The organism is Lactonifactor sp. BIOML-A5 (assembly GCF_009677585.1).
Lineage (GTDB): Bacteria > Bacillota > Clostridia > Lachnospirales > Lachnospiraceae > Lactonifactor.
The window spans coordinates 131,131-145,970 of sequence record NZ_WKYV01000015.1 but is presented as its reverse complement, the minus strand read 5'-3'; the positions used below and the strand labels follow the sequence as shown (position 1 = coordinate 145,970).

Here is a 14,840-nt window from a genome sequence, read left to right as displayed (position 1 = left end):
ATTACCCATTTAAACGATTCCGGTTTAAATGGGTAATTTGCTTATTATGCTCCTATATATTTTGCCTTTCTGTTCTGGCAATTCACCCTCTTGCAGATGGAGCAGCTGACAAAATCTTCCTCTGATGGGAACATGATTCCTGAGACTGACTTTGTAGGATACATCAGAGTTCCCCCAGTCAATTCCACACCTGTAAGTTCTTTGACATCCCCTATCAGAGAGAACAGCTGAGCCTGCTGTCTGATGGGCCAGGTGTCTGCGTTCCCGGATCCGGGATTCATAACGCCGAAGGTTTTAATCCCGTACTTTTCGGATAAACGATTCCGGAACTGCTTTCGCGCCTCTACCAGGATCATTTCCTTGAGCATATCCAGCCAAAGATTCACAATGTAGTCATCCTCCCGGCGGCTCCACTCATCCACCTCTGTACCACAGGTTGCTACAAAGGCAAAGACATTGTGAACACCTTTTAGTTTGGCCGCAAGGGTAGGGCTTTGGAATTCGGTATCCTCTATGGTTACTTTATCCCCATCAATTTCCGTCACCTCACAGATTTTATACACTGCTTTAGGCTTTGCAGTCCGAAGGGCATCCTGCAGCTTTTCTCCCATCATTTCCACATCGTCCTGCTCTGTCAGATGCAGCTTCTCCGACAGTGTCTCTATGGATATCTGTACTTGAAAGTCATCCATCACAAAACGTTCCATTGGCATCCTCCTTTACAACTTCATATTCTTATGTGTCACGCGAATCATCTTACTGTGATTGTACTATTCCTCCGGCCGGTTTGCAATGAAAAACCATTTATTTTAGTATCACTGCAGCATAGTGGAGGACAACATTCAGCGCCCCGGCGATGCCCATAACCTTTATAGGGTTCATCTTTCTTTTTCTCAGCAAAACCATGGAAACCACAAAAATTGCTCCTCCGGACAGGCTCAGCGTTTCAAAGGAAATCCCCCGGCTGCTGTCGCTCCAAAGTGCCTGTACCAAAATACCAAGGCCCGCAGAAGCAATCAATGCCACAACCGCAGGCCTGAGCGCCTGCAGAATCGTCTGAAGTACTTCCAGCTCCCGGTATTTGAAATAAAAATAGGCCAGAACCGACATGATAATACATGATGGGAGGATACAGCCCAATGTAGCAATCACTGCCCCCAATAAGCCGCCCAGACGCAGGCCCACAAATGTGGCTGCATTAATGGCGATTGGGCCCGGAGTCATCTGTGAAATTGTCACCAGATCCGTGAACTCCCCCGCAGAGAGCCAGTGCTGAATATGTACTACCTGACTTTGTATCAGAGGAAGGGCGGCATATCCCCCGCCGATGCTGAAGGCGCCTATCTGAAGAAAACTGAGAAATAATTTTATATAAATCATTCTGTCCCATCCTTCCTCATATTCCACAGCCCACGTATGGTCCCAATCCCCACACATACCAGTATGATAATAATCACATTTATATGAAACACATAAGCACAAAGGAAAGCCCCTGCCATAATCAGCAGAGATACCACATTCTTCTCCCCCGTAATCTTGGCGCCCAAATCGATAACCACATCTGCTATTACCGCTGCGACTCCCGCCTGCATTCCTTCCAGAACCAGACTAACCATCTTATTATCCCGGAACGCCGCATAAAACATGGAAACGATCGACAACACAAAAAACGGAGGCAGTACTGTCCCTGCTACTGCGGCCAGAGCCCCTCTGAAACCTGCGATTCTAAATCCTACTATAAGAGACCCGTTCACCGCAATCGCCCCAGGGGCCGACTGAGCCAGAGCAGTAAGGTCCAGCATCTCCTGCTCCTCCATCCAGTGGTATTCATCCACAAACTTCTTTTTCATCAAAGTAATAATGACATATCCTCCTCCGAACGTAAATGCACTCAGATAAAAGGTGGATAAAAATAGCTTTTTTATAATTCCCTTTTCCATCTTTGAAAGCCTCCTCTTCCATCAGTATACGTCCTGAGGGTTGATAAGTAAAATAATAATCTCCCATGAACTATATAAATATATCCCTATTTTGATAAAAAATATGCATATCCCATATTTGGGGACAGGCCTGATCGATTTTGGGACGTGTTCTTTCTAGAAAGAACACGTCCCCCCTTTTCCCTCTACCAAACTATCCTGATTTCTGTACCGCTTCCCTGAATGCTGTCCATCTCTATACAGGCTCTATGAAACATAGCCCCGTGTTTTACAATGGAAAGCCCCAGCCCTGTACCTCCCACCTGTTTTGAGTGGCTTTTGTCTACCCGGTAAAAACGCTCAAATACTCGCTGCTGATCTGACTGAGGGATGCCAATACCGTTGTCTTTGACTGCCAGTACGGTATGCCCCTCTCTGTCCTCTACACGAACCTGTACATATCCGCCTTCCCGGTTATAGATTATGCCGTTGATACAGAGATTGTATATCATTTCATCCAGTATCTGACGCACTCCGTTTACGGTTCTGGATTCTCCCAACAGGGAGAGAGTGACACTATGGCCGGAGGCGGTTGCCTGCAGGCGCTCCACAACTTCTCTTGCCACGGAATACAAATCCACCTCTTCTTTCTGCAGAGCCACCTGGTTCTCGTCCAGCTGGGACAGCTTTATAATATCACCTACCATGGTTATTAGCCTCCCGGTCTCTTTATAGATATTCTCTGCAAATCTGGGAATGTCCTCCTGTTTTACCAGGCCGTTTTTCATGATCTCAGCATATCCGGAGATCGATGTGAGAGGCGTCTTAAGCTCGTGTGAAACATTTGCGGAAAATTCCCTGCGCATCTGCTCTCTCTGCTGCTTTTCTGTAACATCCATGATCACAATAACCGCGCCTTTGATCTGCTTTTTGCTGGTCACGGGATTCGCCATGATCTGGCAGTATTTCCCCTCTACCTGTATTTCCTGTTCACTTGGATTGCCCTTCAGCGCCTCGTCCACTACATTCTGGAGTCCCACACTGCGGTTAAAGGTAAGTATATTTTGTTTCTCTCCGATGGCCTGTTTCATCCCCAAGAGCTCCAGTGCGCTGCTGTTGTAGGAGAGTACATTTCCATCCTGGTCAATCACCAAAAATCCTTCACTCATATTTTCGGTCAGCGCGGTAAACTCTCTTTGTTTCACCTTCAGTTCCTCAATTTGAAGCTTAATGGTCTTGTTTTGCTTTTCCAGTCTGCCCAGCAAAGGTGCCAGCTCATCGTAAGTATCATTCTCTTCCGGTTTTTTCAGATTCAGTTCATTGATAGGCTGTACAATCTTTTTCGTCTGGCGGGTAGCTATCAGCATGGTAATTGCAGATACTATAACACAGATGAGAAGAACCAGGGGAATAACCCGCAGGAGGCTGGCATATACACTGCTGCTGGTATTCGCCACCCGAAGTACCATACCGTTGTCCAGCTTCAGGGCATAATAATACGTCTCCTGCTGCAGGGTATCTGATACCCTGCTGCACCTCCCTGTCCCCTCTGTCAGGGCAGCCTGAATCTCGGGGCGCTTCCTGTGGTTTTCCAGGGACTGGGGATTATAATAACTATCAAAAATAACCGTGCCATCACTGTTTACCAGGGTGATACGGTTTCTTCTGTTTACCTCCGGCTGGCTGAGGATCTCATCAAGATACTCCTCTCCCATCTGTTCCACGGCAGTTTTGATATATCCTGCCTCTGTCTCCACTTCGCTCTTCATCTTCTCTACAAAATCCCCGTAAAATACACCCACAACGAAGATAGAAGTGACTAAGATAGCCAGTATAGAGATCACACACATATTCCCAAAGATTTTTTTTCTCATTATCTGGTTCCTCCTATCCGGTATCCCACACCCCGGACAGTCTCTATCATTTCTCCGCAGCCGCCCAGCTTCTGCCGAAGAGTACGGATATGTACATCCACCGTACGTGTCTCCACATCAATGTCATATCCCCAGATACGGGAAAGAATCTTATCCCGGGACAGCACAAACCCTTTGTTTTTCAGCAGGTAACAGAGCAGTTCAAATTCTTTCAGGGTAAGTGTAACCTCTTTTCCGTCAGCCATAACCAGGTGCTTGTCAATATCCACAGATATGCTGCCGGCTTCAAATACGTTTTCATCCTTCACCGGCTCCGTGCGGCGCAGGACTGCTTTTATCCGGGATACAAGCTCCATCATGCCAAAAGGCTTGGGAATATAGTCATCCGCACCGCTGTCCAGCCCTACCACTTTATCATATTCCGTGCCTTTTGCTGTGAGCATAATTACAGGAACCTTCTTTGTAGAAGTATTTCCCCGGAGCTTCTTCAGGATCTGAAGACCGTCCTCATCCGGCAGCATAATATCCAGCAAAACCAGGGCCGGCATCTGCTTTTCTATTCCCTTCCAAAAGTCCTTTGCACACATAAATCCCACAGCTTCAAACCCTGTGCTGTGCAGCGTGTAAATCACCAGTTCCCGTATGCTGTCATCATCTTCTACCAAATAAATCATACGTTCCTCCATCCTATCCTTATTATCTAAAACTCATGCTTTCCGGTAATTGAAAATTCTACCCACTGGGCAATATTTTCTGCATGATCACCGATTCGTTCAAAATACTTGGCAACCATGATAAGATCAAAATAAAACTCTCCATTCTGGCTGTCTTTTACAACCAGTTCAATCAGCTCACTTTTTACCTCCTGAAACAGATCATCCACCACGTCATCATACCTGACAACCTCCTGAGCCATTTTCAGGTCTCGGTTTACATAGGAATCAATGCTCTCCGTAACCATTTTAGTAGTCGCCTTAGCCATGTCTCCAATATGAATCTTGCTGGCATTTTGGCGCACCTGAACATATTTGGAAATCTCTGCAATATCAGCCGCCTGATCTCCAATGCGCTCCATATCAGAAATCATCTTCAGCGCAGAAGAAATCTGTCTCAGATCCCGGGCAACCGGCTGCTGCTGCAGAAGCAGCTTCATACACAGGGCTTCTATGTCCCGTTCCTTCTGATTGATTTCATCCTCAATCCCCAAAACCTCTGCCACGCACTCTTCATTTTTATCCACATTGAGCAGCGCTTCATTTGCCTTATTAATGGCTGATTCACACAGGGCGCCCATCTTGATTAATTCAATATTCAGCTGTTCAAGCTGCTGTTCGAACCTGATTCTCATTATCCAAACCTCCCGGTAATATAGTCCTCTGTTTTCTTGTTATTAGGAACAGAAAATACCTGCTCTGTCTCCCCATACTCAATAACCTCTCCCAAAAGGAAGAATACTGTTTTGTCAGAAATACGGGCCGCCTGCTGCATATTGTGCGTAACCATAATAATAGTATAATCTTTTTTCAATTCTATCGCAAGATCTTCGATTTTTGAGGTCGAGATAGGATCCAGCGCCGAGGTAGGTTCATCCATCAGGAGCACCTCCGGCTCTACCGCCAGCGCCCTGGCGATACAGAGACGCTGCTGCTGCCCTCCGGACATGCCCAGGGCGCTTAATTTCAGCCGGTCTTTCACTTCCTCCCAGATGGCGGCATCTCTAAGAGACTTTTCTACAATATCGTCCAGCTTTGCCCTGGAATGAATTCCGTGGGTTCTGGGACCGTATGCAATATTGTCATAGATGCTCATAGGGAATGGATTCGGCTTCTGAAACACCATGCCCACTCTTTTGCGCAGATGATTCACATTCATATCCCCGTAAATATCCTCCCCGTCCAGCAGCACTTTTCCTGTGATTCTGCATCCTTCCACCAGATCATTCATCCGGTTCAGAGATTTTAATAAGGTTGATTTTCCGCAGCCGGAGGGGCCGATAAAGGCGGTTATTTCGTTGGGCGGCAGATTCAGATTTACATCCTTCAGGGCATGAAAATCATCATAATATAAATCCAGATTTGAAATCGTAAACTTATCCATGTCTTTATCCTTTCTTCACTTTTTTGGCCAGAGCACCAGACAGCCAGTTAATCAGCAGTACAATAATAAGGAGAACCACCGCAGTGGCATACGCCTGATCGGTATAGAGGCCTTCACTGGACAAGGCATACATATGCACAGACAGAGTTCTCGTGGAAGACAGGATGCTGTTTGGCACTTCAGCTACCGTTCCCGCCGTATACATAAGGGCTGCTGTCTCCCCCACAATTCTTCCGATAGCCAGAATTACTCCGGAAAGGATTCCGGGGACAGCGGACGGAAGGACCACTACAAAGACTGTTCTGAGACGTCCGGCCCCCAGCCCAAAGCTCCCTTCCCGAAACGTATCAGGCACAGCGCCCAGCGCCTCCTCTGTGGTTCTCATAATTACCGGCAAAATCATAATTGCGAGGGTAAATGCGCCCGCAAGAAGGGAAAATCCCCATTTCAGTGTTGTCACAAAAAACAGCAGGCCGAAAAGACCGTATACAATAGAAGGAATTCCCGTCAGAGTCTCAGCCGTCACACGCACAATTTCTACTAATTTATTGCCCCGCTTGGCATACTCTACCAGATAGATCGCAGCAAAAATTGCCAGGGGGCCTGCAATTAGCAGGGATAACAGTGTCATAAGTATGGTATTGATAAGTGCAGGAAGCAGTGAAACATTCTCCGTGTTATATGTCCATGCAAAAAGAGACGGCGTCAGGTTCGGAATCCCCTTTATCATAATGTATCCAATGAGAAATAGAAGAGCACATACTGTAATCAGAGACGCCAGTGTCACTATAATCAGCAGAAACAGGGACAAAGGGCTGCTCCCATAGGCTTTTACTTTTTGCTTCCAGGTTTGCTTATTCATTGCCTGCATTATTTCTGCCTCCTTTTAAGTAACGAGAATAATAGATTGATAATCAGGATAAACACAAAGAGTACCACTGCTGTTGCAATGAGCGCTTCTCTGTGGAGATCCGCCGCATACCCCATTTCTAAAACAATATTAGCAGTCAGGGTTCTGACCCCTTCGAAGAGTCCCTTGGGCATACGCGGCTGATTGCCAGCAATCATAATCACCGCCATAGTTTCTCCGATCGCTCTTCCAACCCCGAGTACCACTGCGGCCATAATGCCTGACTTAGCTGCCGGAAGCACTGTAAAAAATACACTTCTTTCATGAGTTGCCCCCAGGGCAAGCGCCCCTTCATAATATTGATCCGGCACTGCCCGGATTGCCGCCTCTGAAACGCCGATCACTGTGGGGAGAATCATAATTCCCAAAAGAAGAGATGCCGTAAATATACTGCTGCCGTTGCCATTCAGCTCAAATGCTCTGCAGAACTGCCGCACAAGAGGGACCATTACTACCAGCCCGAAAAAGCCATAGACAACTGAGGGGATTCCCGCCAGCAGGTCCACAGCAGGCTTCATAAACCGGTACATCCATTTTGGACAGAACTTTGCCATAAAAATTGCTGTCAGAATTCCGATGGGAACGCCTGCGATAATTGCTCCTGCCGTAACATAAATACTGCCCAGTATCATGGGGAAGATGCCGAAGAGATTATTATTCGGTCTCCAGGTCTTTCCCAGAAGGAATTCCCCGGCTCCGATTTTGCCTATGGCCGGAATTCCATTTGCAAAAAGGAAGATACAGATAAGGGCCACTGCCAGTATAGAAGCGCAGGCAGATATCAGGAAGATAATTTTCATTATTGTTTCTTTCATGTCTTTCATGTTTTACGCTCCTTCAACGCGAAAAAGGGCTGCGGCCTCTTGTTTCTGCCACAACTCTTTCGCCGTAAAATGATTACTGAATATCTCCCCAGGATGTTGTCTCGCCTGTGTAAATAGCTTTTACCTGGTCACTGGTCATGTCTTCTACTGAGTTTTCTTTGTTTACAATTACTGCAATTCCGTCCAGCGCAATCTGAGTTGCTGTCAGACCGCCGCCTGTTTCAGAGTCCTTCAGTTCTCTGGAAGCCATTCCGATATCGCAGATGCCATCCATCGCGGACTGCATACCTGTTGTTGAATCACTCTGCTGTACTTCAATTTCAGCTCCGGTATTCACTTTCAAATATGCCTCCTTCAGCGCTTCCATAACTGGTGTTACGGAGGAAGATCCTGCAACTACAATCTTTCCTGACGGTTTGCTGCCGGCATATGCTTCTGCGGAATCGTTCACAGTGATATATCCGCTATCCTCAACTACCTTTTGTCCTTCACTGCTTAAGATAAAGTCCACAAAGTCCTGAGCCACTTCACTTAAGCCTTCTTTTGCAGCAATATTAAAGGGACGGGAAATCTTGTAAGTACCGTTTTTAATGTTGTCTACCGTTGCCTCAGCCCCATCGATTTTTAATGCTTTTACAGTGTCATTCAGGGAACCCAGAGAAATATAACCGATGGCATCAGGATTTCCAGCCACACTTGTCATCATAACACTTGTGCTGTTGGTGATTTCCGCGTCCTGTGTGGTGTTGTCCACTTTTTCCCCGCTGTCATCTTTCTCTTCCACGCCAAACAGTTCAATAAACGCTCCTCTTGTGCCTGACCCGTCCTCCCTTGAAATAACAGTGATGGGATTGCTATTTCCAGACGTATCCTTTGCATCCGTATCTCCTGTGTTGTCTGTACCCTCAGTCTGTGTGCCGCTGTTGGTATCCCCTGTGTTATCTCCGCATCCTGCCAACATGCCAAGGGTCATCGTTGCTGCCAAAAGTCCTGCTACTAATTTTTTCATCATAACCTTTTACTCCTTTTGTTGTTTGCTTCACTTAATACATTTAGATAGTAACAATCCCTTGTAAAATCCAAAAGCCTGGGCATGTTAAATAAATGTAAAATGTAAAATCTGCCTCTCTTACTCATGATTCCCACAAAAGGCAAAGGATATGAGTTTCTCTCTGAATTTTTCCAGAAAAGTGATTCACAGGTACATATTAAAGACTGCTGCATAAAATATTACGAAGGTTCTATTTTGCGAGGTACTTATGAATTATTCGCATATGCGCGCTATGCAGGATAATCGGGTGGATCGGGGCAGGCTTATGGTAACTGTCCAGTCCTCCATCCGGAATCTGCCCATCACAAATGCAAAGGTCACTATCTCCTACTCCGGAGATCCCGAAAGCCCTATCGAAGAATTAACCACAGATGCAAACGGACAGACACCTGAGATCGAGCTTCCGGCACCTCCGCTGGATTACAGCATGGCTCCCTCAGAGTATCAGCCCTATTCGGAATACACAGTTCAGATCAATGCTGACGGCTTTGAGCCTATCGACGTCTCCGGCACAGAAGTTCTCCCGGAAGCCGAGGCACTTCTTCCGGTTCGTATGCAGCCCACAGCGCCCGGAGAACAATTTCAAAACATCGTGATTCCGGCTCATACCCTGTATGGAGAATACCCTCCCAAGATTCCTGAGGATGAAATTAAACCCACCAATGAATCGGGGGAAATTGTTCTGAGCAGGGTTGTAATCCCGGAATATGTCGTAGTGCACGACGGCGCCCCCAGCGATTCAACGGCAGCAAACTATTATATCCGATACAGGGACTATATCAAGAATGTTGCATCCAGTGAGATCTACGCCACCTGGCCGGATAATACCATACGTGCAAATGTTCTGGCCATTATGTCCTTTACCCTGAATCGTGTTTACACAGAGTGGTATCGGAACAAAGGGTATGATTTTACCATTACTTCTTCCACAGCCTATGATCACAAATTTATGTACGGCAGAAATATTTTCAAAAGCATTTCCGATATTGTAGATGAATTATTCTCCAATTATCTGTCACGGCCGAATGTTAAACAGCCTATCCTGACACAGTACTGCGACGGACAGAGGGTCTCCTGTCCCAACTGGATGAGTCAGTGGGGTTCAAAATACCTGGGGGATCAAAATTATTCAGCCATTGAAATCCTCCGGCACTATTACGGCGACAATATGTACATTAACTCCGCAGAGGAGGTTTCAGGGGTTCCCGCCTCATGGCCCGGCTATAATCTGGATATCGGCGCCAGCGGAGACAAGGTACGCCAGATGCAGGAACAGCTTAATACCATCGGAGAGGTATACACTGCGATTCCTTCCATTGCTGCTGACGGCATCTACGGGGAGGGCACACAGAATGCAGTCCGAGAATTCCAGAGTATTTTCGGTCTCCCTCAGACCGGAATCGTAGATTACCGCACCTGGTATAAGATACAGGAAATCTTTGTAGGCGTTACAAGAATTGCGGAACTTCAGTAGCTGCTGCCGCAACAAGGGCCGGGGACACATGGTTCCCGGCCCATTTATTTATCTTTTTGTCATACTAGTTTAAATACCTTGTCTTTTTCTCCCTCCAGGTAATAGCGGATGTTTTCCATAGAGATTCTCTCACAGGCTTCGATGGAATCATCGGAATAAAAGGCACTGTGGGGTGTTATAATCACATTCTCCCTGTTAGTGAGCTGGCTGTTTGCAAGGTCAGGGGATTCACTGTATAGCACATCCAGACCCGCGCCTCTGACAAGCCCCTTATCCAGCGCCTCCGCCAGGTCCTCCTCATTGATCATACCCCCTCTTGCCACATTAATGATAAAAGGATGCTTTTTCATTTTAGCAAAGGTATTTTTATTGAAAAAGCATTCATTCTCTTCCGTCATGTTCATATGGATGGTGATAATATCAGAGCTTCCCAAAAGAGTGTCAATATCCGTCAGCAATACCCCCATATCATTGGCGGTTTTAGCCTCAATGTAAGGATCATATGCAATCACTCTCATCCCAAAGGCCTGCGCCCTTTTCGCCACGGCCCGGCCAATCTTTCCGAATCCTACAATCCCCAGAGTCTGGCCTTCAATCCGCCGGACCTCACGATCTTTTAAGCTCTCAATCTCCCATGCCTTATCCTGGTTTATTCTTCTTGTATGATAGGGAAACATCTTGCAAAGTGCCAGCATAAGTGCCATCGCATGATCTGCTACTTCCTGGGTACAATATTCTCCCACCGCACATACAGCAATCCCCTTCGCCTTAGCATAATCAGAATCAACGAAATTCCAGCCTGTTGCCTGCACAGATATAATTCTGCACTTTTTCAAGTGATCAATCGCCGTTCTGTCAAGGGGGGCAAACCCCGTCAAAACGGCATCTGCGTCTTCTAAAGCCTCATAATATGCCTCCAGATGATCTTCGTCATACACCGCGAATCCGATCTTTGCGCCGTCCGGCAGATACATAAGCTCTGTTTTAATATCCCTGTTTCTACTCTCTGGATACTCAGCAAATACAACCTTCATATCATTAACCTCCTTATACATTGTCATACGGCATAGCCGCATGCCCGCCAATTATTCTGGTGTAAAAGTAAATTTACTCTTGAAATTGGTCTGACCAATTGTTATAATATTATTATACACTATAACCGCTAAAACGTAAATACATTTTATCCTGTTATTTATTTAACTTTCTAAAAGGAGAAGAAACTATGGAATTCACAAAAACCACCACAAATTGCAACGAAGTATTCAGAAAAATCGAGCAGGATATTCTCACCGGGGAGCTGGAATGCGGGGACAAGCTTCCTACAGAACGAGATATGGCTGCCAACATGTCACTGAGCCGCTCGTCTGTTCGAGAAGGACTGAAGGCCCTGGAAATTATGGGGATCCTGGAAAGCCGCCAGGGGGGCGGCAACTATATCACCCAACATCCGGAAAACACGATCAACAATACCCTCTGTATCATGTTTGCCTTAAGCAAAGGAAAGCTGGACGATCTTCTACAGCTCCGAAAGGTTCTGGAAACGGAGGTATGTAAATATATCGTACGAAATGTCTCTGATCAGGCTATTCTGCAGCTAGAATCCTCCATTATTCCTCCCCAGGCCCACATGGAACCTGGCAAGGAACTATCTGTGGAACTTCTCACGGCATATGACAGCAATTTTCATATGGCGCTGTTGGATCTTTCCGACAATATCCTCTACAAATACCTGTATCAGACCCTTTTTGTTCTGATTCAGCAGTACTTTCAGGGGATGGCAGAGGTCACCTATGAGAAAGCCGAATACCAAAAAACTTACGAAGAACACCTGGCAATCCTTACCGCTTTGAAGAAAAGAGATGAAAAGCTGCTGGAAGAGATGATTGAAGCGCATATCAGAATTGACGAGACTTACAGAGAATCTCTTCCCAGACACACCAAGATGGGGATCTCCATATAGGAGAGCATCCGGTTATTCAGATTCCCTCGCAGAAGCACAGTTTCCTGGGTAGTAAGAAAGATTGCGCGAAAGCGCATTCTCCGCCTGCGGCGGGCTGTCGCAGACAGCACCTTCCTTTCCGCAGCAGTGTGATCCCCCGGAGGGTTTTTTATTACATAGGGAACGAAGTTTCCTATGTAATAAAAAAACGCAGCCGGAAGACTTTGTCTGCCTCCGGCTGCGCATATCTATACATCCTATTAAACTCAGAACAGTTTGCGGATATCATTAAACATTACAAATACCATCAATGCCATTAAAAGCATAAATCCGGCAAAATGAACCATACCTTCCACATTCCGGTTCAGTGCCTTGCCCCGGATGGCTTCAATTATCAGGAAGACAAGGCGTCCTCCATCCAGAGCAGGAATCGGCAGCAGGTTCATGACCCCAAGGTTCGCCGACAGAAGGATGGCCCAGTAAATCATCTGCAGGGAAACCATCTTCGTCCCTTCCGGCTTTGCCTGATCAATCGAGTCGCCGATGGCATTTACGATTCCCACTGGTCCGGAAAGATCGTTTACGGTAAACTGCCCCTTAACAAGCATAAATAAGCTTTCCACTGTGGTACGGATCCAATATTTTACTTCTATGAAGCTATACTTCATGACCCCCAGGAAGTTCGTTTTCTCCCTGCCCAGATTATAAGCGAACCCCAGAGAGATATTCTTATTCATCCTGGGAACTACAGATACTTCCTTTTCTTTGCCGTCTCTCTCGTACCCGATGGTTACTCTCTGGCTGCTAAGAGGATTTTCCTCCAGATACTTTACCAGCCCATTGGCATCTCCAATGGGGGTTCCGTCTATACTGGTAATTACATCTCCAATCTGAAGACCGGCTTCCTCCAAAGGCAGTCCTCTGGACAGGCTGGTAATTTCTGCCGGGCCGTCAGGCGTATAGCCGAAACCAAGCATATATTTTTCCACACTCTCCGCCTGATAGCGGATTGACTGCTCTTTTCCGTCTCTGGTGTAGGTAAGGTTTATCTCGTCGCTGGTAAGTCCGTGAAGGGCAATGTACGTATCCATATCCCTGGCGATATCTACGCTGCGGCCCTCAAACTCTGTGATTATGTCTCCGGCCTGAAGACCCGCCTCTGCCGCCGGGGATCCCTCCGGCACTTCCATCACCTCGGCAGGATCATATCCCACCACACTGACAATAATCATGGCAAATGCAAAGGCCATAATGAAGTTAAAGATTGGCCCCGCAGCTACCACGGCAATACGTCCCCAGATAGGGGCATTGTTAAACGTATTCTCCCCTTGTTCGTCCCCGTCTTCTCCTACCATAATGCAGGAACCGCCAAAGGGCAGAAGCTTTACGGAATACCTGGTTTCCCCTTTCACTGTACTGATCAAACGGGGACCCATTCCCAAAGAAAACTCCACAACACCAATGCCATTTCTCTTTGCCAGCAGAAAATGACCCAGTTCATGAAAGATTACAATGACGCTGAATACCAGCATTGCCACCAAAAGTTTTACAAGAAACGGTCCTGCGTTACTTACCATATGAAATATATTGCTCATAATTTACCACCTGCTTTCAATCCACTTGTATGTATCCTTTTCTATCTCCAATATTTCGTCTACAGTTGGATTGCTAACCACCTGATGTCTTCCCATAGATTCCTCAATAATACGGTAAATATCCAGAAAACCGATACGTTTCTTCAAAAATTTGCCCACTGCCATCTCATTGGCGGCATTAAATACCGTGGGCATAGAGCCTCCTGCTTCGGAAGCCTCCATAGCCAGGGGCAGCCCCCGGAAGGTTTCTGTATCCGGCGCCTCAAAGGCAATGCCGGCCAGCTGGAAAAAGTCAAGACGTTCTCCGCCCAGATACTTTCTGGTTCCCCCATACAGGGCATACTGAATCGGCAGGCGCATGTCAGGGGTGCCTAACTGAGCCATAATACTTCCATCCTGAAATTCTACCATAGAATGTATCACGCTTTTCGGCTGTACCACTACCTGAATCCGGTCCAGTTCAACGCCAAACAGCCACTTTGCCTCCATAACCTCCAGGCCTTTATTGACCAGCGTCGCTGAGTCTATGGTTATCTTCCGGCCCATAGTCCAGTTGGGATGTTTCAGGGCATCTTCCACCTTTACATTTCTTAGGTCCTCTGCCTTTTTTCCCCGAAAAGGCCCGCCGGAAGCTGTAATCAGAAGTCTGCTCACCGTCCCGGTGTCTTCCCCGTTCAGACACTGAAAAATTGCACTGTGTTCACTGTCAACGGGAAGAATTCTCACGCCCCGGGACTGCGCCAGGGGCATAATAATATGGCCGGCGGTTACCAGCGTCTCTTTATTGGCAAGGGCAATATCCTTTCCCGCTTTTATTGCTTCTATCGTGGGCAGAATTCCTATCATCCCCACTATAGCAGTTACAAGAAGTTCCGTTTCCTCTAAGACAGATAATTCCAAAAGACCATCCATCCCGCTCACCACCCGGGTATCGGTATCGGCAACTCTCACTGCCAGCTCTTTTGCTTTTTCTTCCTTCCATACAGCTGCAAGACGGGGATGAAATTCCCGTATTTGCTCTTCCAGAACCTCAATATTGCTGCCTGCACTCAAAGCCAGAACCTGTATATCCTGATTTCTGCGTACCACATCCAGCGTCTGTGTCCCTATGGAGCCTGTGGACCCCAAGATTGCTATTTTCTTCATATGCTTCCCTT

15 protein-coding genes are annotated in these 14,840 nt (G+C 46.8%); 2 read left to right on the top strand and 13 right to left on the bottom strand.

Annotated elements, in window-relative coordinates:
- Positions 1 to 44 precede the first annotated feature (44 nt).
- From GKG41_RS13400 to GKG41_RS13355, 10 genes are all read right to left on the bottom strand, one after another.
- On the bottom strand, positions 45 to 707 hold the full coding sequence (locus GKG41_RS13400; protein WP_173015566.1) for a vitamin B12 dependent-methionine synthase activation domain-containing protein: 663 nt from the start codon (positions 705 to 707) through the stop codon (positions 45 to 47).
- A gap of 97 nt (positions 708 to 804) precedes the next feature.
- Positions 805 to 1,380, bottom strand: coding sequence for a chromate transporter (locus GKG41_RS13395; protein ID WP_154259407.1), 576 nt, complete (start codon positions 1,378 to 1,380; stop codon positions 805 to 807).
- The gene (locus GKG41_RS13390; RefSeq protein WP_154259405.1) at positions 1,377 to 1,940 is read right to left on the bottom strand and encodes a chromate transporter; all 564 of its coding nucleotides are present in this window, start codon (positions 1,938 to 1,940) and stop codon (positions 1,377 to 1,379) included. Before GKG41_RS13390 ends, GKG41_RS13395 begins: the two co-directional genes overlap by 4 nt.
- Positions 1,941 to 2,125: 185 nt before the next feature.
- On the bottom strand, positions 2,126 to 3,793 hold the full coding sequence (locus tag GKG41_RS13385; RefSeq protein ID WP_154259403.1) for an ATP-binding protein: 1,668 nt from the start codon (positions 3,791 to 3,793) through the stop codon (positions 2,126 to 2,128).
- Positions 3,793 to 4,467 carry a response regulator transcription factor gene (locus tag GKG41_RS13380; RefSeq protein ID WP_154259401.1) on the bottom strand — a complete coding sequence of 225 codons (675 nt, stop codon included), beginning with the start codon at positions 4,465 to 4,467 and terminating at the stop codon, positions 3,793 to 3,795. Before GKG41_RS13380 ends, GKG41_RS13385 begins: the two co-directional genes overlap by 1 nt.
- Before the next feature lie 26 nt (positions 4,468 to 4,493).
- Positions 4,494 to 5,141: a phosphate signaling complex protein PhoU gene (gene phoU, locus GKG41_RS13375; RefSeq protein WP_154259399.1), complete on the bottom strand. Its 648-nt coding sequence runs from the start codon at positions 5,139 to 5,141 to the stop codon at positions 4,494 to 4,496.
- The gene (pstB, locus tag GKG41_RS13370) at positions 5,141 to 5,890 is read right to left on the bottom strand and encodes a phosphate ABC transporter ATP-binding protein PstB (protein WP_072848358.1); all 750 of its coding nucleotides are present in this window, start codon (positions 5,888 to 5,890) and stop codon (positions 5,141 to 5,143) included. Before pstB ends, phoU begins: the two co-directional genes overlap by 1 nt.
- Positions 5,891 to 5,894: 4 nt before the next feature.
- On the bottom strand, positions 5,895 to 6,761 hold the full coding sequence (gene pstA / locus GKG41_RS13365) for a phosphate ABC transporter permease PstA (RefSeq protein ID WP_347563259.1): 867 nt from the start codon (positions 6,759 to 6,761) through the stop codon (positions 5,895 to 5,897).
- Positions 6,761 to 7,624 (bottom strand): phosphate ABC transporter permease subunit PstC, encoded by an 864-nt coding sequence (pstC, locus tag GKG41_RS13360; protein ID WP_154259397.1) that lies wholly within the window; start codon positions 7,622 to 7,624, stop codon positions 6,761 to 6,763. The genes pstA and pstC overlap by 1 nt, the downstream gene beginning before the upstream one ends.
- Before the next feature lie 73 nt (positions 7,625 to 7,697).
- The gene (locus tag GKG41_RS13355; protein WP_347563263.1) at positions 7,698 to 8,633 is read right to left on the bottom strand and encodes a substrate-binding domain-containing protein; all 936 of its coding nucleotides are present in this window, start codon (positions 8,631 to 8,633) and stop codon (positions 7,698 to 7,700) included.
- 274 nt (positions 8,634 to 8,907) lie between these two features.
- Here GKG41_RS13355 and GKG41_RS13350 point away from each other — a divergent pair, with 274 nt between their 5' ends.
- Positions 8,908 to 10,149 (top strand): peptidoglycan-binding protein, encoded by a 1,242-nt coding sequence (locus GKG41_RS13350; RefSeq protein WP_341443334.1) that lies wholly within the window; start codon positions 8,908 to 8,910, stop codon positions 10,147 to 10,149.
- Positions 10,150 to 10,208: 59 nt separating this feature from the next.
- Here GKG41_RS13350 and GKG41_RS13345 read toward each other — a convergent pair whose 3' ends face one another.
- Complete coding sequence (locus GKG41_RS13345) at positions 10,209 to 11,183, bottom strand: C-terminal binding protein (protein WP_173015567.1); 975 nt, start codon at positions 11,181 to 11,183, stop codon at positions 10,209 to 10,211.
- A 188-nt stretch (positions 11,184 to 11,371) separates the two neighbouring features.
- Here GKG41_RS13345 and GKG41_RS13340 point away from each other — a divergent pair, with 188 nt between their 5' ends.
- Complete coding sequence (locus tag GKG41_RS13340; protein ID WP_154259392.1) at positions 11,372 to 12,109, top strand: GntR family transcriptional regulator; 738 nt, start codon at positions 11,372 to 11,374, stop codon at positions 12,107 to 12,109.
- Positions 12,110 to 12,354: 245 nt separating this feature from the next.
- Here GKG41_RS13340 and rseP read toward each other — a convergent pair whose 3' ends face one another.
- Both rseP and GKG41_RS13330 read right to left on the bottom strand, forming a co-directional pair.
- A complete protein-coding gene (rseP, locus tag GKG41_RS13335; RefSeq protein ID WP_226902791.1) occupies positions 12,355 to 13,683 on the bottom strand; it encodes an RIP metalloprotease RseP in 1,329 nt (442 codons plus the stop codon).
- A 3-nt stretch (positions 13,684 to 13,686) separates the two neighbouring features.
- Entirely contained in the window at positions 13,687 to 14,829 is a 1,143-nt protein-coding gene (locus tag GKG41_RS13330; RefSeq protein WP_154259390.1) for a 1-deoxy-D-xylulose-5-phosphate reductoisomerase, read from the bottom strand.
- Between the last annotated feature and the right edge of the window lie 11 nt (positions 14,830 to 14,840).

Bases quoted from the DNA above. Each gene is read 5' to 3' on its own strand.
- GKG41_RS13355 (WP_347563263.1), bottom strand. From the start codon at position 8,633: ATGAAAAAATTAGTAGCAGGACTTTTGGCAGCAACGATGACCCTTGGC.
- GKG41_RS13380 (WP_154259401.1), bottom strand. From the start codon at position 4,467: ATGATTTATTTGGTAGAAGATGATGACAGCATACGGGAACTGGTGATT.
- GKG41_RS13390 (WP_154259405.1), bottom strand. From the start codon at position 1,940: ATGGAAAAGGGAATTATAAAAAAGCTATTTTTATCCACCTTTTATCTG.
- GKG41_RS13330 (WP_154259390.1), bottom strand. From the start codon at position 14,829: ATGAAGAAAATAGCAATCTTGGGGTCCACAGGCTCCATAGGGACACAG.
- GKG41_RS13385 (WP_154259403.1), bottom strand. From the start codon at position 3,793: ATGAGAAAAAAAATCTTTGGGAATATGTGTGTGATCTCTATACTGGCT.
- pstA (WP_347563259.1), bottom strand. From the start codon at position 6,761: ATGCAGGCAATGAATAAGCAAACCTGGAAGCAAAAAGTAAAAGCCTAT.
- GKG41_RS13345 (WP_173015567.1), bottom strand. From the start codon at position 11,183: ATGAAGGTTGTATTTGCTGAGTATCCAGAGAGTAGAAACAGGGATATT.
- rseP (WP_226902791.1), bottom strand. From the start codon at position 13,683: ATGAGCAATATATTTCATATGGTAAGTAACGCAGGACCGTTTCTTGTA.
- GKG41_RS13395 (WP_154259407.1), bottom strand. From the start codon at position 1,380: ATGATTTATATAAAATTATTTCTCAGTTTTCTTCAGATAGGCGCCTTC.
- GKG41_RS13400 (WP_173015566.1), bottom strand. From the start codon at position 707: ATGGAACGTTTTGTGATGGATGACTTTCAAGTACAGATATCCATAGAG.
- pstC (WP_154259397.1), bottom strand. From the start codon at position 7,624: ATGAAAGACATGAAAGAAACAATAATGAAAATTATCTTCCTGATATCT.
- phoU (WP_154259399.1), bottom strand. From the start codon at position 5,141: ATGAGAATCAGGTTCGAACAGCAGCTTGAACAGCTGAATATTGAATTA.
- pstB (WP_072848358.1), bottom strand. From the start codon at position 5,890: ATGGATAAGTTTACGATTTCAAATCTGGATTTATATTATGATGATTTT.
- GKG41_RS13340 (WP_154259392.1), top strand. From the start codon at position 11,372: ATGGAATTCACAAAAACCACCACAAATTGCAACGAAGTATTCAGAAAA.
- GKG41_RS13350 (WP_341443334.1), top strand. From the start codon at position 8,908: ATGCAGGATAATCGGGTGGATCGGGGCAGGCTTATGGTAACTGTCCAG.